22 protein-coding genes and 2 tRNA genes are annotated in these 24,502 nt (G+C 72.0%); 4 read left to right on the top strand and 20 right to left on the bottom strand.

Annotated elements, in window-relative coordinates; translation table 11 throughout:
• Positions 1–81: 81 nt before the first annotated feature.
• From rodA to GTY84_RS10905, 8 genes are all read right to left on the bottom strand, one after another.
• Positions 82–1,281: a rod shape-determining protein RodA gene (gene rodA / locus GTY84_RS10940; RefSeq protein ID WP_161225950.1), complete on the bottom strand. Its 1,200-nt coding sequence runs from the start codon at positions 1,279–1,281 to the stop codon at positions 82–84.
• Positions 1,278–3,674 carry a penicillin-binding protein 2 gene (gene mrdA / locus GTY84_RS10935; protein WP_161225949.1) on the bottom strand — a complete coding sequence of 799 codons (2,397 nt, stop codon included), beginning with the start codon at positions 3,672–3,674 and terminating at the stop codon, positions 1,278–1,280. Before mrdA ends, rodA begins: the two co-directional genes overlap by 4 nt.
• Positions 3,675–3,820: 146 nt before the next feature.
• A complete protein-coding gene (gene mreD / locus GTY84_RS10930) occupies positions 3,821–4,492 on the bottom strand; it encodes a rod shape-determining protein MreD (RefSeq protein WP_161225948.1) in 672 nt (223 codons plus the stop codon).
• 14 nt (positions 4,493–4,506) lie between these two features.
• Positions 4,507–5,586, bottom strand: coding sequence for a rod shape-determining protein MreC (mreC, locus tag GTY84_RS10925; RefSeq protein WP_161225947.1), 1,080 nt, complete (start codon positions 5,584–5,586; stop codon positions 4,507–4,509).
• Positions 5,587–5,902: 316 nt separating this feature from the next.
• The gene (locus GTY84_RS10920; RefSeq protein WP_161225982.1) at positions 5,903–6,922 is read right to left on the bottom strand and encodes a rod shape-determining protein; all 1,020 of its coding nucleotides are present in this window, start codon (positions 6,920–6,922) and stop codon (positions 5,903–5,905) included.
• Between the two features lie 307 nt (positions 6,923–7,229).
• Complete coding sequence (gene ndk, locus GTY84_RS10915) at positions 7,230–7,643, bottom strand: nucleoside-diphosphate kinase (protein ID WP_161225946.1); 414 nt, start codon at positions 7,641–7,643, stop codon at positions 7,230–7,232.
• A gap of 211 nt (positions 7,644–7,854) precedes the next feature.
• Positions 7,855–8,214 (bottom strand): DUF4233 domain-containing protein, encoded by a 360-nt coding sequence (locus GTY84_RS10910; protein WP_161225945.1) that lies wholly within the window; start codon positions 8,212–8,214, stop codon positions 7,855–7,857.
• 5 nt (positions 8,215–8,219) lie between these two features.
• Positions 8,220–9,740: a folylpolyglutamate synthase/dihydrofolate synthase family protein gene (locus tag GTY84_RS10905; RefSeq protein ID WP_161225944.1), complete on the bottom strand. Its 1,521-nt coding sequence runs from the start codon at positions 9,738–9,740 to the stop codon at positions 8,220–8,222.
• 195 nt (positions 9,741–9,935) lie between these two features.
• On the opposite strand from GTY84_RS10905, the gene GTY84_RS10900 reads away from it, so the two are divergent.
• Positions 9,936–10,895 carry a hypothetical protein gene (locus GTY84_RS10900; RefSeq protein ID WP_161225943.1) on the top strand — a complete coding sequence of 320 codons (960 nt, stop codon included), beginning with the start codon at positions 9,936–9,938 and terminating at the stop codon, positions 10,893–10,895.
• A 70-nt stretch (positions 10,896–10,965) separates the two neighbouring features.
• Here GTY84_RS10900 and clpX read toward each other — a convergent pair whose 3' ends face one another.
• The 5 genes from clpX to GTY84_RS10875 form a co-directional block, all read right to left on the bottom strand.
• Complete coding sequence (clpX, locus tag GTY84_RS10895; RefSeq protein ID WP_161225942.1) at positions 10,966–12,252, bottom strand: ATP-dependent Clp protease ATP-binding subunit ClpX; 1,287 nt, start codon at positions 12,250–12,252, stop codon at positions 10,966–10,968.
• Between the two features lie 182 nt (positions 12,253–12,434).
• On the bottom strand, positions 12,435–13,115 hold the full coding sequence (locus GTY84_RS10890; RefSeq protein ID WP_161225941.1) for an ATP-dependent Clp protease proteolytic subunit: 681 nt from the start codon (positions 13,113–13,115) through the stop codon (positions 12,435–12,437).
• Positions 13,116–13,165: 50 nt separating this feature from the next.
• Positions 13,166–13,771: an ATP-dependent Clp protease proteolytic subunit gene (locus tag GTY84_RS10885; protein WP_030399935.1), complete on the bottom strand. Its 606-nt coding sequence runs from the start codon at positions 13,769–13,771 to the stop codon at positions 13,166–13,168.
• Positions 13,772–14,112: 341 nt separating this feature from the next.
• Entirely contained in the window at positions 14,113–15,513 is a 1,401-nt protein-coding gene (tig, locus tag GTY84_RS10880) for a trigger factor (RefSeq protein WP_161225940.1), read from the bottom strand.
• 247 nt (positions 15,514–15,760) lie between these two features.
• A tRNA-Pro gene (locus GTY84_RS10875) sits at positions 15,761–15,837 on the bottom strand.
• 176 nt (positions 15,838–16,013) lie between these two features.
• On the opposite strand from GTY84_RS10875, the gene GTY84_RS10870 reads away from it, so the two are divergent.
• Positions 16,014–16,087, top strand: a tRNA-Gly gene (locus GTY84_RS10870).
• A gap of 282 nt (positions 16,088–16,369) precedes the next feature.
• Here GTY84_RS10870 and GTY84_RS10865 read toward each other — a convergent pair.
• On the bottom strand, positions 16,370–16,564 hold the full coding sequence (locus GTY84_RS10865; protein WP_161225939.1) for a hypothetical protein: 195 nt from the start codon (positions 16,562–16,564) through the stop codon (positions 16,370–16,372).
• 598 nt (positions 16,565–17,162) lie between these two features.
• On the opposite strand from GTY84_RS10865, the gene GTY84_RS10860 reads away from it, so the two are divergent.
• Positions 17,163–18,347 (top strand): acyltransferase family protein, encoded by a 1,185-nt coding sequence (locus GTY84_RS10860; RefSeq protein ID WP_161225938.1) that lies wholly within the window; start codon positions 17,163–17,165, stop codon positions 18,345–18,347.
• A 196-nt stretch (positions 18,348–18,543) separates the two neighbouring features.
• Here the strand turns inward: GTY84_RS10860 and GTY84_RS10855 are convergent, their stop codons facing one another.
• From GTY84_RS10855 to GTY84_RS10835, 5 genes are all read right to left on the bottom strand, one after another.
• On the bottom strand, positions 18,544–19,050 hold the full coding sequence (locus tag GTY84_RS10855; protein ID WP_161225937.1) for an HD domain-containing protein: 507 nt from the start codon (positions 19,048–19,050) through the stop codon (positions 18,544–18,546).
• A gap of 31 nt (positions 19,051–19,081) precedes the next feature.
• Complete coding sequence (locus GTY84_RS10850) at positions 19,082–20,272, bottom strand: PP2C family protein-serine/threonine phosphatase (RefSeq protein ID WP_161225936.1); 1,191 nt, start codon at positions 20,270–20,272, stop codon at positions 19,082–19,084.
• A 121-nt stretch (positions 20,273–20,393) separates the two neighbouring features.
• The gene (locus tag GTY84_RS10845; protein ID WP_161225935.1) at positions 20,394–21,338 is read right to left on the bottom strand and encodes a DNA-formamidopyrimidine glycosylase family protein; all 945 of its coding nucleotides are present in this window, start codon (positions 21,336–21,338) and stop codon (positions 20,394–20,396) included.
• A gap of 118 nt (positions 21,339–21,456) precedes the next feature.
• Entirely contained in the window at positions 21,457–21,942 is a 486-nt protein-coding gene (locus GTY84_RS10840; RefSeq protein ID WP_161225934.1) for a ribose-5-phosphate isomerase, read from the bottom strand.
• A gap of 141 nt (positions 21,943–22,083) precedes the next feature.
• A complete protein-coding gene (locus GTY84_RS10835) occupies positions 22,084–22,662 on the bottom strand; it encodes a biotin transporter BioY (RefSeq protein WP_161225933.1) in 579 nt (192 codons plus the stop codon).
• 368 nt (positions 22,663–23,030) lie between these two features.
• Here GTY84_RS10835 and GTY84_RS10830 point away from each other — a divergent pair, with 368 nt between their 5' ends.
• A complete protein-coding gene (locus tag GTY84_RS10830; RefSeq protein ID WP_161225932.1) occupies positions 23,031–23,672 on the top strand; it encodes a superoxide dismutase in 642 nt (213 codons plus the stop codon).
• A gap of 188 nt (positions 23,673–23,860) precedes the next feature.
• On the opposite strand, the gene GTY84_RS10825 is transcribed toward GTY84_RS10830, so the two are convergent.
• Entirely contained in the window at positions 23,861–24,499 is a 639-nt protein-coding gene (locus tag GTY84_RS10825; protein WP_161225931.1) for a DsbA family protein, read from the bottom strand.
• Positions 24,500–24,502 lie beyond the last annotated feature (3 nt).

Raw genomic sequence — 24,502 nt, 5'->3', positions numbered from 1 at the left:
GGAGGGGGCGCGGCGGCCGGGTGGGGGCGGGACGCGGCGGCCGGGTGGCGGTGGGGGCGCCGCGCCGGCCCCCGCCGCCGGTCAGGCCGACATCGGCCGCTGGACGGTGATGGACTGGAGCAGGCCGACGGCGGCCCACACCGAGAACATCGACGAGCCCCCGTAGGAGACGAACGGCAGCGGCAGCCCGGTGACCGGCATGATGCCGAGCGTCATGCCGATGTTCTCGAAGCCCTGGAAGGCGAACCAGGCCACGATCCCGGCGGCGACGACCGTGCCGTACAGGTCCGGGGTGTCCCGGGCGATGCGGCAGGCCCGCCAGAGCACCACGCCGAGCATGAGGATGATGAACCCGGCGCCGAGGAAGCCCAGTTCCTCGCCGGCGACGGTGAAGACGAAGTCGGTCTGCTGCTCCGGCACGAACCGGCCGGTGGTCTGCGAGCCCTGGAACAGCCCGGAGCCGGTCAGCCCGCCGGAGCCGATGGCGATGCGGGCCTGGTTGGTGTTGTAGCCGACGCCCGCCGGGTCCAGTTCGGGGTTGGCGAAGGCCGCGAAGCGGTTGATCTGGTACTCGTCCAGGATGCCGAGCTGCCACACCGCGAGCGCCCCGAGCGCGCCGGTGCCGAGCAGGCCGAAGACCCACCGGTTGGAGGCGCCGGAGGCGAGCAGGACGCCGAGCACGATGGCGACCATGACCATGACCGACCCGAGGTCGGGCATCAGCATCACGATCATCATGGGGACGGCGGCCAGGCCGAGGGCCTGGAGCACGGTGCGGTGGTCCGGGTGCGGCTTGTCACCGGCGTCGACCCGCGCCGCCAGCAGCATCGCCATGCCCAGGATGATCGTGATCTTCACGAACTCCGAGGGCTGGAGGGAGAAGCCGCCGGGCAGTTTGATCCAGGAGTGGGCGCCGTTGATGGTCGAGCCCAGCGGGGTGAGCACCAGCAGGATCAGGAAGAGGGACAGGCCGTACAGCATCGGCACGGCGGTGCGCAGGGCGCGGTGGCCGAGCCAGACGATGCCGACCATCAGGACGAAGCCGATGCCGGTGTTCAGCAGGTGCCGGGTGAGGAAGTAGTAGGGGTCGCCCTGGTTGAGTTCGGTGCGGTTGCGGGTGGCCGAGTAGACCAGCAGCGAGCCCGTCAGGGACAGCGCGGTCGCCGCCAGCAGTATCGGCCAGTCCAGCCGCCGGGCCAGCGAGTCGCGGGCGAGCAGCCGGGTCCAGCCGGCCCGCTCGGGGCCGTATCCGGAGACCTGGAAGCTGTTGACGCCGGTCATGCGCGGGCCCCCCGTCGTCCGCCGTGTGCGCCGCGTCCGCCGCCCGCGCCGCCGCCGGGGGCTCCGCCGCGGCCCGGTGCGCCGCCGCGCCGCCGTCGCCGGCGGCGGGTGTCGCGGTTGACGCCGTCCCGGGTGTTCAGGGTCGCCTGCGGGTCCTGGCCGTCCGGCGGGTTCCCGGCCGGGTCCCGCGCGGTCTGCTCGTCCTGCCCGGTCTGCCCGGTCTGCTGGTCCTGGCCCGTGCCGGGGGCGGTGGCGTCGCCGGTGGCCACCGGGGCCGGCCGGAGCGTCTTCACCGGGTCCTCGGCGAGCCGCGGCGAGACGATGGTGCCGTCCGCCTTGATCTTCGGCAGCGCCTTCTGCGGCTGGGGCAGCAGCGCCCTGCGGGCGTCGATCGCGCCGTCCGGCGACACCCCGTACAGCGCGTTGTAGATGTTGCGGACGGCGGGGCCCGAGGCGCCGGAGCCCGTACCGCCCTGGGAGATCGTCATGACGATCGAGTAGTCCTTGGTGTACGTGGCGAACCAGGAGGTGGTCTGCTTGCCGTAGACCTCGGCCGTGCCGGTCTTGGCATGCATCGGGATCTCGTCCTGGGGCCAGCCGCCGAAGCGCCAGGCGGCGGTGCCACGGGTGGCGACGCCCGCGAGGGCCTCGTCCATGCTGGCCAGCGTGGTGCGGCTGAGGGGCAGCCGGCCGTGGGAGGTGGGCTTGATCTCCTCGACCCGCTTGCCGTCGGGGCTGACGACGGCCTTGCCGATCGTCGGGTCGTACAGGGTGCCGCCGTTGGAGAGGGCCGCGTAGACGGTGGCCATCTGGATGGGGGTGACGAGGGTGTCGCCCTGGCCGATGGAGTAGTTGATGGAGTCACCGGCACGCATCTTGTTGCCCTCCAGACAGTTCTCGTACGCGATCATCTCGACGTACGAGCCGTCCTTCTTCCCCGTCTTGCACCAGCCGTCCTTGTTGGCCTGCCAGTACCGCTGCTTCCACTGGCGGTCGGGGACGCGGCCGGAGACCTCGTTGGGCAGGTCGATGCCCGTCTCCTTGCCGAGGCCGAACTGGTGGGCGGCCTTGTAGAAGTAGTCGTTCGGCTTCTTGCCGTCCGCGCCGCCGTCCCTCTTCCACTGCTCGTGGGCGAGCCGGTAGAAGACGGTGTCGCAGGAGAGCTCCAGGGCGCGGCCGATGGTGATGGCGCCCTCGTCGGCGGACTCGAAGTTCTTGAAGACCTGGTTGCCGACGGAGTAGGAGCTGGAGCAGTCGTAGCGGCCGTCGAAGTCGTAGCCGGCCTCCACCGCGGCGGCCGAGGAGACCACCTTGAAGATCGAGCCGGGGGCGGCCTGCCCCTGGGTGGCCCGGTTGAGCAGCGGGTAGTTGGAGTCCTTGCCGGTGAGCTTGCGGTAGTCGGCGGCGGAGATCCCGCCGACCCAGGCGTTGGGGTCGTAGGTCGGGTTGGAGGCCATGGCGACCACCCGGCCGGTCCTGGCCTCCATGACGACGACGGCCCCGGCGTCGGCCTTGTAGGTGGTGTTGGTGTTGCGGTCGAACTCGTGCCGGGCGGCCTTCATCGCCGCGTCCAGCTCGTGTTCGGCGACCCGCTGGACGCGGGCGTCGATGCTGGTGACGAGGTTGGAGCCGGGCTGGCCCGCGTCGGACTCGGCCCGGCCGATGACCCGGCCGAGGTTGTCGACCTCGTACCGGGTCACTCCGGCCTTGCCCCGCAGCGCCTTGTCGTACTGGCGCTCCAGTCCGGAGCGGCCGACCTGGTCGGAGCGGAGGAAGGGCGAGTCGGTGTCCTGGGCCTTCTGGATCTCCTCGTCGGTGACCGGCGAGAGGTAGCCGAGGACCTGGGCGGTGTTGGACTTGCCGGGGGCGGCGTAGCGGCGGACGGCCATGGGCTCGGCGGTGATGCCGGGGAAGTCCTCGGCGCGCTCGCGGATCTGGAGGGCCTGCTTGGGCGTGGCCTCGTCGGTGACCGGGATCGGCTGGTAGGGCGAGCCGTTCCAGCAGGGCTGGGGGGTCTTGGCGTCGCACAGACGGACCTTGTCCAGCACCTCCCGGGGCTTCATGCCGAGCACCCCGGCGAGCTTGGTGAGGACGGCCTCGCCGTCGTCGCGCATCTTGAGCAGCTCGGTGCGGGAGGCGGAGACGACCAGGCGGGTCTCGTTGTCGGCGAGGGCCACGCCGCGGGCGTCCAGGATGGAGCCGCGGGTGGCGGGCTGGACGACCTGCTGGACGTGGTTGCCGGAGGCGGCCCGGGCGTACTCGTCGCCCTGGCGGATCTGGAGGTACCAGAGCCGGGCGCCGAGGGTGCCGAGGAGGGAGAGGACGAGGATCTGGATGACGACGAGCCGGGTCTGCACCCGGGTGCTGCGGCCGGTCTCCGGAATGTTAGTCATGGGCGCGGCCCATTCGGTCGAGGGTGCTGGTGGACGACGGGCGGGCGCTGGTCACTGCCGCTCCTCCCCCGTCGTCGTGGTCGTGGTCGTGGTCGTGCGGGGCGCCGCCGGGACGGTCGTCGCGTGGGGCGCCGCCGGGGTCGTCGTCACAGGCGCTTGACCCCCTTGATGCGGCCCGCCCGGGCGCCCCGGGCCCGCGCCGCCTTCACCCGCAGCCCGTTGCGCTGGCTGCCGATGCGCAGCCCGGTGCCGGAGGCGTGCCAGCCGGTGGCGATGTCGGAGGTCTGGGCGGCGGCGTTGGCGTCGGCCAGCGGGTCGTTCTCGGCCCGCCGGGCCAGGGCCATGATGCCGGGCACGGCGAACGGCGCCAGCAGCAGGTCGTAGAGGGCGGCGGTGAAGAGCAGCCCCGGCAGCCCGACATGGCGGGCCGCGGTGTCCCCGACCAGGGCGCCGACCCCGGCGTAGAGCAGGGTGGTGCCGACGGCGGCGGCGACCACGACGGCCATCGCCCCGGTGGCCGAGCGGAGCCGCCCGTTCTCCGGCTTGGCGAGCCCGGCGAGGTAGCCGACGACGCAGAGCACCAGGGCGTAGCGGCCGGCGGCGTGGTCGGCGGGCGGGGCGAGGTCGGCGAGGAGTCCGGCGCCGAAACCGACGAGGGCTCCGCCGACGTGTCCGTAGACCAGGGCGAGGCCCAGCACGGTCAGGAGCAGCAGGTCGGGGACGGCGCCGGGCAGATGGAGCCGGGACAGGACGCTGACCTGGACCACCAGGGCGACGACGACGAGGGAGACGGAGAGCAGGATTCGGTTGACGCGCATGGGACGGATGGCTCCTACGGCTCGGTCTGTCCGGACGGGCCGGGCGGGGCGGTCACGCCCGGCTGGACGCCCTGGTCCGGCTGGACGCCCTGGTCCGGCTGGTCGCCCCCGGCGGCGGGGTCCTGTCCGTCGGGCACCCGGCCCCCGGGGGTGAGGCCGTCGGGGGTGAGGCCGTCGGGGACCCCGGCGGACGGGGTCACGGTGACCGTCACGGTCGGCACGGGCTTGGGCCGGGACTTCTCCGGGAGCACCGTGTCGCGCGGGTCCTTGGCGGGCGCCTTGACGACGACGCCGATGATGTCGAGCTTGGTGAAGGAGGCGAACGGCGTGACGTAGAGGGTGCGGGTCAGATCGCCGCCGGCGGGGTCGACACGGGTGACGGTGCCCACCGGGACGCCCGGCACGAAGGGCTTGTCGCCCTGGGAGCCGAAGGTGACGAGGCGGTCGCCCTTCTTCACGTCGGCCTTGCCGTTGAGCAGTTCGACGCGCAGCGGGCGGTCGCCCTGGCCGGAGGCGAAGCCCAGTTCGTCACCGCTCTCCATGCGGGTGCCGACGGTGAAGTCGGGGTCGGTGGCGAGCAGCACGGTGGCGGTGCCGGGGCCGACGGTGGTGACGCGGCCGACGAGTCCGTCGCCGTTGAGGACGGTCATGTCGCGCCGGACGCCGTCGTTGGCGCCCGCGTCGATGGTGATGGTCCAGGAGAAGCCCTGGGCCGCTCCCACGGCGATGACCTGGGCGCCCTTGATGCCGTACTGGCCGGCGCCGGCCAGGCCGAGCATCCGGTCGAACTGCCGCAGTCTGCTGCGTCCGCGCTCGTCGCTGCCGAGCCTCGCCTTCAGGGCCGCGTTCTCCGTCTCCAGCGCGGCGAGCCGGTCGTGCCGGTCACCGGAGTCGCGGACCGCGGAGACGGCGTTGGCGACCGGGTCGACCGCGGCCGACACCCCGCTCTCGATCGGACCGAAGACATTGGCCGCGGCCTGCCGGGCACCGTCGACCGGTGAGTCCTGGCCGCCGCGGATGTCCACCGTGATCAGCGCGAACGCGATGGCGATCAGCAGTACCAGGAGCAGCCGGCTCTCTTTCGTGTCCCTCACGTGCGGCGGCCGTGCCTTCCTCGTCGGAGTCGGAGAGTCTTCGTGTGCGGTGTGCGGTGTGCGGGGCGGTCAGGTGGTCAGCGGGCAGGTGGCGGACGGTGTCTCCGGGGGGTGCCCGCGCGGGCCGCGGGGCGGTCGCGGCCCCCGTGGTCCGCGTCGTCCCGGCGCCCTCCGCGCCGGTGTCCGCGCGTCCGCCCGGGCGGACGCGCGGGACGGTGTCCGGGTGGGCCCGCCGGGAGACGGGCCCCTGTCTCTATGTCAACGTTCCGCCGTACGAGGGGGGAGCGTCTCGTACGGCGGAACCGGAGCACTGCCGTCATCGACGCGGCTGGGCGTCCAGTACCTGCTGCAGCGCCTCGAACTCCTCGACGCACTTGCCGGAACCGAGCGCCACGCTGTCCAGCGGGTCCTCGGCGATGTGGATCGGCATCCCGGTCTCCCGGCGCAGCCGCTCGTCGAGGCCGCGCAGCAGGGCGCCGCCGCCGGTGAGCACGATGCCGCGGTCCATGATGTCGCCGGACAGCTCCGGCGGGCACTTGTCCAGGGTCGTCTTGACAGCGTCGACGATGGCGTTGACCGGCTCCTCGATCGCCTTGCGGACCTCGGCGGCCGAGATGACCACGGTCTTGGGCAGTCCGGAGACGAGGTCGCGGCCCCGGATCTCGGTGTGCTCGTCGGCGTCGAGGTCGTACGCGGAGCCGATGGTGAGCTTGATCTGCTCGGCCGTGCGCTCGCCCAGCAGGAGGCTGTACTCCTTCTTGACGTACTGGATGATCGCGTTGTCCAGCTCGTCGCCCGCGACGCGGATGGACTGGGCGGTGACGATGCCGCCGAGCGAGATGACCGCGACCTCCGTGGTGCCGCCGCCGATGTCGACCACCATGTTGCCGGTGGCCTCGTGGACCGGCAGGCCGGAGCCGATGGCCGCGGCCATGGGCTCCTCCACGATGTGCACCTGGCGGGCGCCGGCCTGGGACGACGCCTCGATCACGGCGCGGCGCTCGACGCCGGTGATGCCCGAGGGGACGCAGACGACGACCCGCGGCCGGGCCAGGTAGCGCCGCTTGTGGATCTTGAGGATGAAGTAGCGGAGCATCCGCTCGGTGATCTCGAAGTCGGCGATGACGCCGTCCTTCAGCGGGCGCACGGCGACGATGTTGCCGGGGGTGCGTCCGATCATCTTCTTCGCCTCGGCGCCGACCGCGAGGATGCCACCGGTGTTGGTGTTGATCGCGACGACGGAGGGCTCGTTGAGTACGATCCCGCGACCCCTGACGTACACCAGCGTGTTGGCGGTCCCGAGGTCGACAGCCATGTCACGGCCGATGAACGACATTGAGTTCCCCATCAGGATTCGACTGGCCCTCCCGGAGCCCTTGAGGGCGTTTCAGGAGGGCGGAGGGTGGGTGCGGTGACGTGAAGGCTTCCATGGTAGACGCGCTTTCGCGAGCACCGCGCGAGGGTCTTCGCCATTGTCAGCAGATGGCGGGGCGCCCCGCTTGTGGAGACGGGCCAACGGTGGCACGCGTTCCCCCGATCGGCACGCGCATGCCACGGGGCGGGCCGCCGTCGGCGCGACCGCCCCCGGCCCCGCCGCCCGGCATCGAACTGATGGCCCGTCAGGAGGAACCGCTCCCGGTGGTTCAGGCCCGGTCGGGGAAGAAGATCTTCACCTCGCGCTCGGCGGACTCCTCGGAGTCGGAGGCGTGGATCAGGTTCTCCCGGACGATGACACCGAAGTCACCGCGGATGGAGCCGGGGGCGGCGGCGATGGGGTCGGTCGGGCCGGCCAGGGCGCGCACGCCCTCGATGACCCGCTCGCCCTCGACGATCATCGCGACGACCGGGCCGGACGCCATGAACGCGACCAGGGGCTCGTAGAAGGGCTTGCCCTTGTGCTCGCCGTAGTGCTGCTCCAGCGTCCCGGCGTCCAGGGTGCGCAGCTCCAGCGCGGTGATCCGCCAGCCGGCCTTGCGCTCGACACGGCTGATGATCTCGCCGGTCAGACCGCGCCGGACGGCGTCGGGCTTGAGGAGGACGAGGCTGCGCTGGGTCACGGAAGGCTCCTTGGGAGTGCGGTTGTGCCGGCTGATGACTGAGGTTACCGGGCGTGTCGCGCCGCCCGTCACGCAGCGTCAGGCGCGGAGGTCCGCCCGGAGGAGCCGGAGCGCCCCGGTCACCCGGACGGCCGCGTACGGCCCGCGGGTCCCTCGGGGGTTCCCGCCCCCGGAGTTCCCCTCCCCGGGCCCCCGGCCGGGCCGCCCTCGGTCAGGCGGTGTCCGGCGCGGCGGCGGCCTCCGCCTGGGCCGCGAAGCGGGCCTTGGCCTCGTCGACCTTCCGCCCGTAGTGCACCGAGGCCCACCACAGGCCGGCGAAGACGACGCCCAGGAAGAACATCGTCGGCACGACGAAGCCCGAGGCGAGCAGGGCGATCTGCAGCGCCCAGCCGAGGGCCACGCCCCCGGGCCGGGTCACCACGCCGCACAGCGCGACGCACAGGAACATGGCGATGCCGCTGACCGTCCAGACCGTCCCCATGGACAGGTCCGGGTCCTTCATGGCGACCAGTCCGGCGAACCCGATGACGAAGAACTCACCGATCAGTGTCGAAGAACAGAGCGTGCGCACGGATCTCAGCCCTTCCCCAGGAGCAGTCGGGCCTCGCCGACGGTGATGACGGAACCGGTGACGAGGACGCCGCCGCCGGAGAACTCGCCCTCCTCCTCGGCCAGGGTGATCGCGGCCTCCAGGGCGTCGGGCAGCCGGGGCTCGACCTGGACCCGCTCCTCGCCGAACACCTCGACGGCGACGGCGGCCAGCGCGTCCACGTCCATGGCGCGGTGGCTGGAGTTGCGGGTGACGACGATCTCCGCGAAGACCGGCTCGAACGCCTCCAGCAGACCCCGCACGTCCTTGTCGTCGCTCGCGCCGACCACCCCGATCAGCCGGCTGAACTGGAACGCCTCCCCGATGGCCTCGGCGGTGACCCGGGCCCCGGCGGGGTTGTGCGCCGCGTCCAGGACGACGGTGGGCGAGCTGCGGACGACCTCCATCCGCCCCGGCGAGGTCACCGCGGCGAACGCCTTGCGGACGGTCTCGACGTCCAGCGGCTCGGAGTGCTGCGCCCCGACGCCGAAGAACGCCTCGACGGCGGCGAGCGCCACGGCCGCGTTGTGCGCCTGGTGGGCGCCGTGCAGCGGCAGGTACAGCTCCGGGTAGTCGCCGCCCAGTCCGCGCAGGGTCATCAGCTGACCGCCGACGGCGACCCGGCGGGCGACGACCCCGAACTCCAGGCCCTCGCGGGCCGCGGTGGCGTCCAGGTCGACTGCCTTCCTCAGCAGCACCCGGGCCGCGTCCACCGGCTGCTGGGCGAGGATCACCGTGGCGTCGGACTTGATGACCCCGGCCTTCTCCGCGGCGATCTCGGCGGGCGTCCCGCCCAGCCGGTCGGTGTGGTCCAGGGAGATGGGGGTGACGACGGCGACCCGCGCGTCGATGACGTTGGTGGCGTCCCAGGTGCCGCCCATGCCGACCTCGACGACGGCCACGTCGACCGGCGCGTCGGCGAAGGCGGCGTAGGCCATGCCGGTCAGCACCTCGAAGAAGGAGAGCCGGTACTCCTGCCGCTCGTCGACCATCGCCACGTAGGGTGCGATGTCCCGGTACGTCTCGACGAACCGCTCGGCGGAGACGGGCGCCCCGTCCAGGCTGATCCGCTCGGTGACCGACTGCACGTGCGGCGAGGTGTACCGGCCGGTGCGCAGCTCGAAGGCGCCGAGCAGGGCCTCGATCATGCGGGCCGTGGAGGTCTTGCCGTTGGTCCCGGTGATGTGGATGGAGGGGTAGGCCCGCTGCGGGTCGCCCAGGATGTCCATCAGGGCGGCGATCCGGGAGACGGAGGGCTCCAGCTTGGTCTCGCCCCAGCGGGACGCCAGCTCCGCCTCCACCTCGCGCAGCGCCCGGTCGGTCTCCGGGTCCTTCGGACGCGCCGGCTCCTCGCCCCGGGGCGGACCGCCCCGGGTGCGCAGGGTCCGGCTGCCGGCCTCGATCACCGCGAGATCGGGGTCGCGCCCGGTCTCGGCGGCGACGATCTCCTCGAACGCCTCCGACGGGTCGGGCTGCTCGCTGCTGTCACGCGGGGGAAGCTCACTCACGGGCCCCAGTCTACGGAGGGCCGCGCCCTTCCGGCGCGGCACCCGGGTCTCCCCGGACAGCGTGCCGCCCGGCGGCGTCACGGCTCTGTTCCGAAACCCGCGCGCTTTGTAACGGTGGGGCCCCCGATGCTCTGCGGAAGGCATGTCTGCGTCAGGATGTCAGCACCGTGTAAACATCTGGAGGGGAACCCCGTCATGAGTCACAACCAGCCGGGCCCGTACGGCGGGCAGCCCCAGCAGCCCGGACCGTACGGCCAGCAGGGGCCCTACGGCCAGCAGCCGCAGGCCCCCCAGCCCGGCTACGGCTACCCGCAGCAGGCCCCTCCCCCGCAGCCGGGATACGGCTACCCGCAGCAGCAGCCCCAGCAGGGCGGCGTCCCGCCCCAGCAGCCCCCCTACGGCCAGCAGCCGCCGTACGGCCAGCCCCCCTACGGTGCGCCGCAGCCGCCGCCCCCCTCGGGCGGCGGGAAGAAGACCGGCCTGATCATCGGCGGCGCGGCCCTCGTGGTGGCTCTGGCCGTCGGCGCGTACTTCGTCCTCGGCGGCAAGGGCGGCGGCAGCGACATCGCCGACGACGGTCCCCACAAGCTCACGACGCCCGGCACCGTGCTCGACGGCACGTACAAGAAGGGCGAATCCGAGGACAGCAGCAGCTTCGACAAGGACGACATCAAGCAGGCCGAGAAGTACGGCGTCACCAACCCCAAGGACGTCACCGCCCAGTACGAGGCCGGCGACAAGTCGAACCCGCTCGCCATGAAGATGATCTCCTTCATGGGTGTCTACGGGGAGATCGAGGACCCGGAGAAGCTCGTCGACTCGATGTTCGACGAGATGCTGAAGAACGCCCTCAAGGAGGACGACAGCGAGGGCAAGCTCGTCGGCGAACCCAAGGCGTTCTCCCCGGCCGGTCTGGACGGCGCGGTCATGAAGTGCCAGGAGGCCAGCGCCGCGAACGACAGCGGCGGCTCCTCGGAACCCGCCGTCGGGCCGGAGAACTTCAGCATGCCGATCTGCATCTGGAGCGACCACAGCACGCTCGGCGTCGTCATGAACATCAACCTCGTCGACGCCCTGTCGGGCAAGTCCGCCGACCTGGGGAAGGCCGCCGAACTGACCGCCAAGTTCCGCAAGGACGTCCGCGTCAAGCTCTGACGCCGTCCTGAGGTACGCCGAAGGGGCCCCGGCCGACGCCGGGGCCCCTTCGCGTGCCCGGGGACGGCGGCTACGCCGTCTTCTGCTCCCCGGCGCCCCGGCCGCGGTTGTCGCGGGGGATGAGCGTCGGGTTGACGTTGGAGAGGACCACGTCGGCGGTGATGACGACCCGGGCGACGTCCTTGCGGGACGGCACCTCGTACATCACCCCCTGGAGGACCTCCTCCATGATGGCGCGCAGGCCGCGGGCGCCGGTCTGGCGCAGGATGGCCTGGTCGGCGATGGCCTCCAGCGCCTCGCGCTCGAAGTCCAGCTCCACGCCGTCGAGTTCGAAGAGCCGCTGGTACTGCTTGACCAGCGCGTTGCGCGGCTCGATCAGGATCTTCAGCAGGGCCTCGCGGTCCAGGTTGTGGACCGAGGTGATCACCGGGAGGCGGCCGATGAACTCGGGGATCATGCCGAACTTGACCAGGTCCTCGGGCATGACGTCCTCGAAGCGGTCCGTGGACTCCCGCTCCCGCTTGGAGAGGATCTGCGCCCCGAAGCCGATGCCCTTGGCGCCGGCCCGCGCCTCGATGATCTTCTCCAGGCCCGCGAAGGCACCGCCCACGATGAACAGCACGTTCGTCGTGTCGATCTGGATGAACTCCTGGTGCGGGTGCTTGCGCCCGCCCTGGGGCGGCACCGAGGCCGTGGTGCCCTCCAGGATCTTCAGCAGGGCCTGCTGCACGCCCTCGCCGCTGACGTCGCGCGTGATGGACGGGTTCTCGCTCTTGCGCGCGACCTTGTCGATCTCGTCGATGTAGATGATCCCCGTCTCGGCCTTCTTGACGTCGTAGTCGGCCGCCTGGATCAGCTTGAGCAGGATGTTCTCGACGTCCTCGCCGACGTAGCCCGCCTCGGTCAGGGCCGTGGCGTCGGCGATGGCGAACGGGACGTTCAGCATGCGGGCGAGGGTCTGGGCGAGGAGGGTCTTGCCGGAGCCCGTGGGACCCAGCAGCAGGATGTTGGACTTCGCCAGCTCGATGGCGTCCTCGCGGCCCTGGCCACCGCCGTTCTCACCGGCCTGGACCCGCTTGTAGTGGTTGTACACCGCGACGGACAGGGCCTTCTTGGCGGCCTCCTGGCCGACCACGTAGCCCTCCAGGAACTCGTAGATCTCGCGGGGCTTGGGCAGTTCCTCCCAGCGGACCTCGCTGGTCTCCGCCAGCTCTTCCTCGATGATCTCGTTGCAGAGGTCGATGCACTCGTCGCAGATGTAGACACCGGGCCCTGCGATGAGCTTCTTGACCTGCTTCTGGCTCTTGCCGCAGAACGAGCACTTGAGCAGATCGCCGCCGTCACCGATGCGTGCCACGGTGTGCTTCCCCTTCGCCTGGGAGCCGCCTGGACGCCTTCGAGTCCAGCGACTCCTGGTGCTGCCTTATGTCGACGGTACCTTGCCGGGCCCCCCGTTCGGGCCCCCCTCGGCACGGTTCGCTCGGGCGCGCAGCGCGTGCGGGCCGTGCCGGGGAGCGGCAGACAATACAGCCTCCCGCCTCAACGGAGGGAGGAGTTGTCCAACTTCCGGGTGGTGATGATCTGGTCGATCAGGCCGTAGCTGAGCGCGTCCTCGGCCGTGAGGATCTTGTCGCGCTCGATGTCCTCGCGGATCTTCTCGACCGGCGTGGTGGAGTGCTTGGCCAGCATGTCCTCGAGCTGGGCGCGCATCCGCAGGATCTCGTTGGCGGCGATCTCCAGGTCGGAGACCTGGCCGCGGCCGGTCTCGCTGTACGGCTGGTGGATCAGGACGCGGGCGTTGGGCAGCGCCATGCGCTTGCCGGGCGTGCCGGCGGCGAGCAGGACGGCGGCGGCGGAGGCGGCCTGGCCCATGCACACCGTCTGGATGTCCGGCTTCACGTACTGCATCGTGTCGTAGATGGCCGTGAGCGCCGTGAAGGAGCCGCCGGGGCTGTTGATGTAGATGGAGATGTCCCGGTCGGGGTCCATCGACTCCAGGCACAGCAGCTGGGCCATCACGTCGTTGGCCGAGGCGTCGTCGATCTGCACGCCGAGGAAGATCACGCGCTCCTCGAAGAGCTTCGCGTAGGGGTCGTACTCGCGCACGCCCTGCGAGGTGCGCTCGACGAAGCGCGGGATCACGTACCGGGACTCGGCGGTCGGGCCGGTGTACTGGGCGCGGGGGCGGTCGTACAGGCCGCTGCCGGGGAAGTCGTTCACAGTGTCTCCTGTAAAAGGGCTGAGGCGGTCGGCTCGGGACGCGGGACGGCTCAGGCGCCCGTGCCGCCGCCGCCCGGCATTCCGGCGGCCGTGGCGATGACGTCGTCGATCAGGCCGTACTCCTTGGCCTCGAAGGCGTCGAACCAGCGGTCGCGGTCCGAGTCCCGGGTGATCTGCTCGACCGTCTGGCCGGTGTGCTGGGAGGTCAGCTCCGCCATGCGCTTCTTGGTGTGCAGCAGCCGCTCGGCGTGGATCTTGATGTCCGACGCGGAACCGGCGAGGCCGGCCGAGGGCTGGTGGATCAGGATCTCGGCGTTCGGCAGCGCGAACCGCTTGCCGGGGGTGCCCGCGCTGAGCAGGAACTGGCCCATGGAGGCCGCGAGGCCCATGGCGATGGTCACCACGTCGTTCTTGATGTACTGCATGGTGTCGTAGATCGCCATGCCGGCCGTGATCGAACCGCCGGGGCTGTTGATGTAGAGGAAGATGTCCTTGTCCGGGTCGGAGGCAAGGAGCAGAAGCTGCGCGGTGATCTTGTTGGCGATGTCGTCGTCCACCGGCTGGCCGAGGAAGATGATCCGCTCGCCGAGCAGTCGGTTGTAGACCTGGTCGCCGAGGCCGCCACCGATGGAGGGCTCGCCGGCGGCTGAGGGCATCAGATTCGTCACGTATCCACCTGCTCGTCTTACGACGGCGCCGGGCCGTCTCACGTTTCCCTGCGGGGCTGGAGCCGCTTCGGGGACTCCCCTGCCCTCGTATTCATGGACCCTAACGCGGTGTGCCTGCGCCGCCATCCCGGTTCAGCGGGTGTTCGCCGGGGGCGTAGCGGCCGGTGCCCCCGCGGGGCGCGGTGCGGGCCCGTCCCGGGACCCGGCGGGCACCGCGGGGCACCGGGGCCGCGGCACGGCCCGCCCGGGGCCGCGCGGCCGTGATGCGAACGGGCCCCGGCACTGGTCGTCCGGGGCCCGTCGTACGGCGGTCAGATGCGACGCGGAGGTCAGCCCTCGGTCTTCTCGTCGGCCTTGTCCTCGGCGGCGTCGGCGGACGCCTCGTCGGCGGACGCGGCGGCGGGCGCCTCCTCGTCCTCCTCGTCGTCCAGGTCGACGACCTCGCCGTTGGTGTCCTTGACCGTGGCCTTCTCGACCACGACGGCCAGGGCCTTGCCGCGGGCGACCTCGCCGACGAGCAGCGGAACCTGGTTCTGCTCGACGACGGCCTGGGCGAACTGGTCGGGGGACATGCCGGAGGAGGCCGCGCGCCGCATGAGGTGCTCGGTGAGCTCCTCCTGGTTGACGTTGAGCTTCTCCTGCTTGACCAGCTCGTCGAGGACGAACTGGGTCTTGATGCCCTTGACCGCGGCCTCGCGGGTCTCGGTCTCGAACTCCTCGGCGGTCTTGCCCTGGATCTCCAGGTACTTGTCGAGGGTCAGGCCCATCTGGGGGAGCTGGTGGTGCTCCAGGTTGTGCTTGCGGGTGTTGATCTCGTCCTCGAGGAGCTTCTCGGGGACGGGGATCTCGACCAGGTCGAGGAACTTCTCCAGCACGCGCTCCTGCGCCTGCGTGGCCTGGTCGTACTGCTTCATGGTGGCCAGGCGCTTGCGGCTGTCGGCGCGCAGCTCCTCGATGGTGTCGAACTCCGAGGCGAGCTGGGCGAACTCGTCGTCCAGACCGGGCAGCTCACGGTGGGCGACCTGGGTGACCTTGACGGTGACCTCGGCCTCCTTGCCGGCCCCCGAGCCGCCCTTCAGCTCGGAGGTGAAGGTGGCCTCGCCACCGGCCTCCAGGCCCTTCACGGCCTCGTCGATGCCGTCGAGCAGCTCGCCGGACCCGATGGTGTAGGAGACGCCGTCGGCGATCCCGTCCTCCAGGACCTCGCCGTCGACCTTGGCCGCCAGGTCGAGGGTGACGACGTCGCCGTCCTCGGCCGCGCGCTCGACCGGGGAGGTGGAGGCGAAGCGGTCGCGGAGCTGCTCGACCGACTTGTCGACGTCCTCGTCGGTGACCTCGATGGCGTCGACCTCGACCTCGATGCCGGAGTAGTCCGGGATCTCGATGGCCGGGCGGATGTCGACCTCGGCGGTGAAGTTCAGCGTCTCGCCGTCCTTCAGCTCCGTGATGTCGACGTCGGGCTGGCCGAGCGGGTTCAGCTCGGCCTCGTTGACCGCCTCGGTGTAGAACTTGGGGAGCGCGTCGTTGACGGCCTCCTCCAGCACCGCACCGCGGCCGAAACGCTGGTCGATGACCCGGGCCGGGATCTTGCCCTTGCGGAAGCCCTTGACCGTGACCTGCTGGTTGATCTTCTTGTACGCCGCGTCGAGGCTGTCCTTGAGCTCCTCGAAGGGCACCTCGACAGTGAGCCGAACCCGGGTCGGGTTCAGGGTCTCCACGGCGCTCTTCACGGTTCGGTCTCCTTGTGGCTGACTTCTTGGGTTCTGCCGGAACCTGGGAGGTCCGGCGGATTTCGCCGCCCGGAGACTTCAGACGCTGAGACACACGGGCGTGCAGCTTGCATAGTAACGGCAGCGACTACACGGCCCAAAAGGCGACCGCTCGCGATCATCGCCGCCGGAAGGGCGGTCGGACGGCCGCCGGTGGGCCGGGGAAGGGCCCGTCGGACGGTGGGGAAAGGCGCCGGATGGTGCCGGATGGTCGGGGTGGCGGGATTTGAACCCACGGCCTTCCGCTCCCAAAGCGGACGCGCTACCAAGCTGCGCCACACCCCGTCTGGTGCGACACGTAGGGTACATGTCCCCGCGCGGTCGGGCCCCTCCGTTCACCGGACCCCCACAGCGGGCCGCTCCGGACCCCGGGGCGCGCGGGGACGGCGGTGTGCGACGAGGGCGGACGACCCGCTACGATGCCTCCTGTGCCGCGGTCATCGACCGGCGGCGCGCACCGTGCGGGCGTAGCTCAATGGTAGAGCCCCAGTCTTCCAAACTGGCTACGCGGGTTCGATTCCCGTCGCCCGCTCCATACGGCCGTGGGCCGGGCCGGAGGCGGATTCCTCCGGCCCGGCCCACGGCCGTTCCCGTCGGGGCCCGCGGGCTCCCGGGCGGGCCGTCCGGGTGGGCCGTCCCGGTGGCGGCGACGCCCGCGCCGCCACCCCGCCACTCCCGCCACCCCGCCACTCCCGCCACACCTCCGGCACTGCGCAGCACCCCCGGGCCTACCCGGGCACCCCGGCACCCCGGCACCCCGGAGCGGACGCCGCCGGGCGCCCCGGGGTGATCCATCTCTCAGCGCGGGCGAACGGGCCTAGAAGCGGATGGAGTTGATGGACTGGGCTATGGAGTCCAGGAAGTTCTGGATGTCGTCCGCCATGCCGGTCGAGGCGAGGAAGAAGCCGAAGAGGACGGCGACGACCGCGGGGCCCGGCCGCAGGGACCCCCCTCGGACGAGCACCACCAGGATGATCGCCAACAGCAGTACGACTGACAGCGAAATGGCCACAACTGATCACACCCTCGGTCGGTCCGCACCCGCCCGGGGGGTACGACCCGCACACCCCCCGACATGACCATCGTGCCACCAACCGGGCTCCCTTATGCGACAGGTGACACGCCGTCCGGCCCGCCCCGCCGGAGCAGGGCGGTGTTCACCCGGGTGGCGGCCGGACAACCCTCCCGTTCCGCGAGGGAATTCGGAAATGCGCTCCGACCTGGAATGACGCCCGTTTCGTTTCCATGTCCACACACCGCGTTCGCAGACAATTCGAATGGGTCCGGGGGCACACCGACGGAGCGATACCGGCCAAGGTCACCCGTCGCGTCCCGACGGGCGCCAACCGTCTGATTCCGGCACAAGCAGGGCGCGTTCGGGCTCCGGGAGCACCGTCGGCGTGGCCTCCGTCACCTGGCCGAAAGGGTCAAGTTCCGGGGAATACGGGGTACTCGCGGAGTACTCACGGCCCGAATACAGGAATGACTTCAGGAGTTTTACGGATTCCCACCGACAACGCTAGGGTGCCTCAAATGTTCTCCGCTGCCTCGTCCCCCACCCCCGCAGCGGGGCCACCGACCCTCTCGCCGTTCATCCGGCGGGGGGTCGCATGACGGCCTCGCTGAACCGACGGAACAGACAACGCGACGCGTTCTTCGACAACGCCAAGTACCTGGCGATCGTCCTGGTCGCCATGGGCCACGCCTGGGGACAGATCCTGGACGGCAACCGGTCCGTGGAGGCCCTGTACCGTTTCGTGTACACCTTCCACATGCCGGCGTTCATCGTCATCTCCGGCTACTTCTCCCGCACCTTCGACCTGAGCCCGAAGCGTGTCAGGCGGCTGGTGACCGGCGTCGTCGTCCCCTACGTCGTCTTCGAGGTGGTGTACTCGCTGCACCGCCGCGTCGTCGACGACGCCCCCGACCACCCCATCAGCCTGCTCGACCCCACGTATCTGCTGTGGTTCCTGTGCGCGCTGTTCGTCTGGCGGCTGACCACGCCCATCTGGCAGACGGTCCGCTGGCCGCTGCCGATCTCCCTGGTGATCGCCGCGCTGGCGTCCATGGCCCCGTCGGTCGGCAACGACCTCAACATGCAGCGGGTGCTCCAGTTCCTGCCCTGCTTCGTGCTGGGGCTGCTGCTGCGCCCGGAGCACTTCTCCCTGGTGCGCCGCCGCTCGGCGCGCATCGCGGCGGTGCCGGTGTGCGCGGTGGCGGTGGCCGTCGCCTGGTGGTCGGTGCCCCGCATGGACATCGCGTGGTTCTACCGCAACGCGGCCGCGCAGGCCACGGACGCCCCGTGGTGGAGCGGTCCGGTGGTGACCCTGGCCCTGTTCGGCTGCTCGGTGGTCCTGAGCGCCTGCTTCTTCGCCTGGGTGCCCGGACGGCGCATGTGGTTCACCGCGCTGGGCGCCGGAACGATCTACGGCTATCTGCTGCACGGCCTGCTGGTGCGGACCGGCACCTACCTCGGCTGGTTCCACGCGCCCGTGCTGGACCGGCCGGAGGGCGCGATCGGGCTGACCGTGGCCGGCGTCGCCATCGTCACGCTGCTGTGCACCAAGCCCGTGCGGCGGGTGCTGCGGTGTGTGGTGGAGCCCCGGATGGAGTGGGCGTTCAAGCCCCTCCCGGGCACGGGTGCCGGTGCCCCGGAGCGGCCGGAGCGGCGGCCTGCCGAGACGGCCGGGAAGACCGCCTCCCGGGCCGGGGCCACCGGCACCGCGGACGCCCCGGCGGGCTCCTCCCGGGATGCCGCCCGGGATGCCGCTCGGGAGGAGCGGGCCCCGGTGTAGCCGGGCTCGGCCCGGTCCCGGCCCACCGGCCGGGACCGGGCCGTTCCACGTCCGGGGGCCGGGACGCACCGGGCGCCTCCGAGCCGCCCGACGGGACCGTACGCCGGAGCCGTGCGCGGGGTCCGGGTCGGCGTCCGGCCTGGGTCCGCGTCCGGGTCGGCGTCCGGCCCGGGGCGGCGTCCGCGCCGGGCGCGCGTCAGGACGGCGGCAGCGGCGCTCCCCCGCTCTCCCCCGGGTCCGGCCGCGCCGGTCCGGCCAGGCCCAGCAGGGCGCGCATGCGGGCGTACTTCGCGGTCAACCGGAGCCGGGTGGCCGGGTCCAGGGCCGCGAGGCGGGCCGGGTCGGCGTTGTGCGCCAGGTCCGCCTCCTTGACGAGCAGCGCGCCCGGGGTGGCGAGCACCCGGGCCGCGTACGCCTCGGGCGGCTCCCCGGCCCGCTTGGTGACGGCCAGGACGATGTCCTTGGTCCGGCCGCTCAGCGCCGCCCCGCGCAGCCACTCCTCGGACAGGGCGCCGTCCTCCACGGCGTCGTGCAGCCAGGCCGCCGCGATCTGGTCGTCGTCCCCGCCGCGGCGCCGTACGCCGTCCGCGACGGCCGCCAGGTGCTCGGTGTAGGGCCGTCCCGCCTTGTCCGTCTGCGCGGCGTGGGCGGCGCGGGCCGTGGCGGCCACTTCGCGCGGGGTGAGTCGTGGAGTGTCGGGCATGCCCCCAGTGTGCCCGGCGGCCGGGCGGGCGTCAGTCCCCGCGGGCGGCGAGCGCCTGGGCGGTGGGGCCCTCGCGGGAGATCAGCAGCAGCGCCCGGTCGTCGTTGACGTCCTTGGCGACCGCCTCGATCAGGTGCCAGGCGGCGCCGTGGAAGCCGCCGGCGACATAGCGGTCGGCCTCGCCGGTGAGCCGGTCGATGCCCTCGGCGATGTCCCGCTCGGAGGTCTCCACCAGGCCGTCGGTGAACAGCATCAGGACGTCGCCGGGGCGCAGCGAGCCCTTCACCGGGTCGAACTGGGCGCCGTCGTACACCCCGAGCAGCGGGCCCTCCGCGGCCTTCTCCTCCCAGCGGCCGGTGCCGGCGCTGAGCTGGAGGCCCGGTGGATGGCCCGCGGAGAACAACTCGTAGTCGCCGGAGTCGAGATCGAGGACGAGGTGGATGGAGGTGGCGAAGCCCTCGTCCCAGTCCTGGCGGAGCAGATAGCCGTTGGCGGCGGGCAGGAAGGCGTGCGGGGGCAGGCTGCCGAGCAGTCCGCCGAAGGCTCCGGAGAGCAGCAGGGCGCGGGAGCCCGCGTCCATGCCCTTGCCGGACACATCGGTGAGGACGACCTCCAGGGTGCGGCCCCCGTTGGTGCGCGCCGCGACCACGAAGTCACCGGAGAAGGACTGGCCGCCGGCCGGACGCAGGGCCATCTCCCGGTGCCAGCCGGTCGGCAGCGGCGGCAACTCGCTCTGGACGCGGATGCGTTCGCGCAGGTCGAAGAGCATGGTGCCGCCCCGCCGCCAGGGCACGCCGACCCGGCTGCGGAACTGGGCGACCAGCAGCCCGAAGAAGCCGCAGGCGGCGACGACCAGCACGACGCCCGGGGTGACCCGGGCGGGGCCCTCGGTGTAGGGGCCGAGGCGGACCGACTCGACGATGAGCGCGGTGGCCGCCGCCGCGTACAGGCCGAGCAGGCTCGCGGGGCGCAGCAGCAGTCCCCCGGCGACGATGGGCAGCACCAGGGCACTGGGCGAGCACCAGACGGGGTTGGCCATGGTGCTGACCGCGATCACGGGGATCATCAGCAGCAGACCGGTCAACGCGACCCAGTCGGAGCCGTTGCCGCGGAAGTAGTCCACGGCGGCCCGGCGCACGCCGACGCGGGCCCGGTGCCACTGCTTCTTCCACCGGGCCGGGAACGTGTCGGCCGCCGCGCGCCGTTCTCGTCCTGCTGCCATCAGTTGGGGACCCTATCCATCGGACCGGCCGCACGGTACGGGAGGTGTCACTTGTCCCCCGTCCGGGGCCGGACTGCACGGTCAACTTCACGTTCGGCCGTCGTGCCGTGTTCGCGGTGGTTCACCTCTGCTGGCAGGTGGGACACCAGAAGAGGTTGCGGGCGGCGAGGCCGGCGGTGCGGACGGGGGTCCCGCAGAGCAGGCAGGGGAGATGGGCCCGGCGGTAGACGTAGACCTCGCCGCCGTGGTCGTCGACGCGGGGCGGGCGGCCCATGGCCTCGGGGGTGTGCTCGGGGCGGACGGTGTCGATGCGGTTGGCGCGGACGCCCTCGCGCATGAGGTCCACGAGGTCGCTCCAGAGGGCGTCCCACTCGGCGGGGGTGATGTCCCGGCCGGGGCGGTACGGGTCGATGCCGTGCCGGAAGAGGACCTCGGCGCGGTAGACGTTGCCGACGCCCGCGATGACCTTCTGGTCCATGAGGAGGGCGGCGACGGTGGTGCGGCTGCGGGAGATCCGGCGGTGGGCGGCGCCCGGGTCGGCGTCCTCGCGCAGCGGGTCGGGGCCGAGGCGGTCGTGGACCGCGCGCTTCTCGGGGGCGGTTATCAGGGCGCAGGTGGTGGGGCCCCGGAGGTCGACGTGGGCGGTGTCGTTCACGAGGCGGAGGCGGACGGTGTCGGCGGGCGGCGGCGCGGGGACCGGGCCGAAGGCGACCTTGCCGAAGAGGCCGAGGTGGATGTGGACCCAGCCCGAGGGGGCGGTGTCGTCGTGGTCCGGGTCGTCGTGGTCCTGGGCGGCGGGCGCCGGGGCCGTCGCGGGACCGGGGGCGGCACGGCCGGGGGCGGCGGGGCGCGCCGGTATGGACTCGGCCGGGGTCGGGTGGCCCGCCGGGCCGAAGCCGAGGAAGAGGTGCTTGCCGTGGGCGTCGGTGCGGGTGAGCCGGCCGCCGGTGAGGAGGTCCGCGGCGTCGCTGAACTTGCCCTGGGGGCTGGTGACCCGGACCTCCGTGCCGGCGAACGCCTCGGCGTAGTCCTGGGCCAGGCGGTGGATCGTATGCCCTTCTGGCACGGTCGCTCTCTTCCTTTCCTCGGCCCGCCCTGCCGTCCGGGGCGGGCCGTCTTCCTCCCGCCTCCCGCCCTGGGCGCCGGCGGCCCGGGGCGGGAGCCCCGGGCCGGGAGCGGTCGGGTCAGGCGTTGGGGTGGTGCGGGGGGATGGCCGGGAGCGTGCCGGACGTCTCGTACTCGGAGAGCATGTCGATGCGCCGGATGTGGCGCTCGTCGCCCGAGAACGGGGTGGCGAGGAAGGCCCCGACGAACGCCGTGGCCTCCTCCTCGGTGTGCATGCGGGCGCCGACGGCGACGACGTTGGCGTTGTTGTGCTGGCGGCCGAGGGCGGCGGTCTCCTCGCTCCAGGCGAGGGCCGCCCGGACGCCCTTCACCTTGTTCGCCGCGATCTGCTCGCCGTTGCCGGAGCCGCCGATCACGATGCCGAGGGCGTCGGGGTCCGCGGCCGTCCGCTCGGCGGCACGGAGGCAGAAGGGGGGGTAGTCGTCCTGGGCGTCGTAGATGTGCGGGCCGCAGTCGACGGGCTCGTGGCCCGCCTCCTTCAGCCACTCGACGAGGTGGTTCTTGAGTTCGAAGCCCGCATGGTCGGAGCCGAGATACACGCGCATGCGTCGAGTGTGACATGTGCCCGGCCGGGTGCGGCCGGGTGACCCTCGACCGGCCGCCCGGGAGCACGGGAGACGCCCCCGGGGAGGGACCCCGGGGGCGTCGTCCGGCGCGGTGGCCGGGCCGGTGCGGACGGCGGGCGGTCAGCGCCTGCCGACGAGCTTCCAGGCGCTCGGCAGCAGGCCCATCGCCAGGGCGGCCTTGACCGCGTCGCCGATCAGGAAGGGGGTGAGCCCGGCCGCGACGGCGGCGGTGAGGGACATCCCGGCGGAGGCCGCCAGGTACGGGACGCCGATGGCGTAGATGACCGCCTCGCCCAGCAGCATCGTGCCGGCCACGCGCCACACCGAGCGGTCGGCGCCGCGGCGGGCCAGGGCGCCGACGACGGTGGCGGCGAGGAGCATGCCGAGGACGTAGCCGAAGGAGACGGTGAGGCCGGAGGAGCCGTTGGCGAACCACGGGGTCCCGGCGAGGCCGGCGAGCGCGTAGACGACGAGGGCGAGCAGGCCGCGGCCGGCGCCGAGGGCCGTGCCGACGAGCAGGGCGGCGAAGGTCTGGCCGGTCACCGGCACGGGCGAGCCGGGCACGGGCACCGCGATCTGGGCCGCGACGCCGACGAGCGCCGCGCCGCCCGCGACGAGCGCGGCGTCCCTCACTCGGGAGGAGGGGATGAGGTCGGCGAGGACCTGCCCGGAACGGACGGGGACGACTGCGCTGCTCATGGGAACTCCGCTGGAAACCGGGGACATGTCGGGACACGGCGACGCTATCCCAGCCCGCCGGGGCCGGACAGGAGCAGCGTTCGACAAAGGCGTGATCGAACCGTTGGTGGGTTCCCGACAAAGGCCGCGCTCCACACCTCCCCGGGCGTGACGCCGGTCACTGAGGTGAGGAGGTGTGCGCCACGGCGAAAGCGGGACGGAGGGAGCGCGTCGACTTGTGGGAAGTCACCAAAGACCGCCGCCTGACCCGCGCCTGACACCCCGGCGCGGCGCGGACCGCCCGCGCGGCCTCCCGCTCCCCTCCGCCGTATTGCTGCTAGCGTGCACTTGCAAGTCTGTTGCAATAAGAGGGTCCGGAGGATTCCGCCATGCCCGTCTACACGCTTCCCGAACTGCCGTACGACTACTCCGCGCTGGCTCCCGTGATCAGCCCCGAGATCATCGAGCTGCACCACGACAAGCACCACGCGGCCTATGTGAAGGGCGCCAACGACACGCTGGAGCAGCTCGCGGAGGCGCGGGACAAGGAGTCCTGGGGGTCGATCAACGGCCTGGAGAAGAGCCTGGCCTTCCATCTGTCCGGCCACATCCTGCACTCCGTCTACTGGCAGAACATGACAGGGGAAGGCGGCGGCGAGCCGCTGGCGAAGGACGGCGTGGGCGAGCTGGCCGACGCGATCACCGAGTACTTCGGCTCCTTCGCGGGATTCAAGGCCCAGCTCTCCAAGGCCGCCGCCACCACGCAGGGCTCCGGCTGGGGCGTGCTGGCGTACGAGCCGCTGAGCGGCCGGCTGATCGTCGAGCAGGTCTACGACCACCAGGGCAACGTCGGCCAGGGCGCGGTCCCGATCCTGGTCTTCGACGCCTGGGAGCACGCCTTCTACCTCCAGTACCGCAACCAGAAGGTGGACTTCATCGAGGCCATGTGGCAGGTCGTGAACTGGCAGGACGTGGCCCGCCGTTACGCGGCGGCGAAGTCCCGGACCGATGTGCTGCTGCTGGCGCCCTGACGCCGGCCCCGGTCGTCCCGCCTCGTGATCGTCTTCTCACCCTTCACGGCGGCGGGCGGAGGAAAACAGAAGCCCCCGCGAGGACGTGACTCGCGGGGGCTTCCCCGTGCGCGGCGCGGACCCGCGCCCGGAACGGATGCGGGTCCGGACACCGGCCGAGCCGGGTCCGGACACCGATCCGGGCCCGGCTACAGGTTGCTGAAGTCCGGACCCTTGGTGCGGGTCCGCTTGATCTCGTAGAAGCCGGGGACGGAGGCGACCGCCAGGGTGCCGTCCCACAGGCGGGCCGCGTCCTCGCCCTTCGGCGCGGGGGTGACGACCGGGCCGAAGAAGGCGATCTGGTCGCCGTCGGCGCCGGGCACGGCGATCACCGGGGTGCCCACCTCCTGGCCCACCTTGTCGATGCCCTCCTGGTGGGAGGCGCGCAGCTGCGGCTCGTACGGGGTGCCGTCCCAGTGCTCCATCAGGGACCCGGGCAGACCGACGTCCTGAAGGGCCGCGGCCACCGCCTCCCGCTCCGGCCCGGCCTCCTGGTTGTGGATGCGGGTGCCGAGCGCGGTGTAGAGGTCCCCGAGCACCTCGGCGCCGTGCTCCTCCTGGGCGGCGATGACGACGCGGACCGGGCCCCACGCCTTGGTCTCCAGGAGCTCGCGGTACTCCTCCGGCAGGTCGTCGAGCTTGTCCTCGTTGAGCACGGCCAGGCTCATCAGGTGCCAGCGGACCTGGATGTCGCGCACCTTCTCCACCTCCAGCACCCAGCGCGAGGTCATCCAGGCCCAGGGGCACAGCGGATCGAACCAGAAGTCGACGGGGGTCTTGGCCGGCATGTC

This window comes from Streptomyces sp. SID8352 (assembly GCF_009862265.1).
In the GTDB taxonomy this organism is placed as follows: domain Bacteria; phylum Actinomycetota; class Actinomycetes; order Streptomycetales; family Streptomycetaceae; genus Streptomyces.
This window is presented reverse-complemented; position numbering and strand designations above follow the sequence as displayed.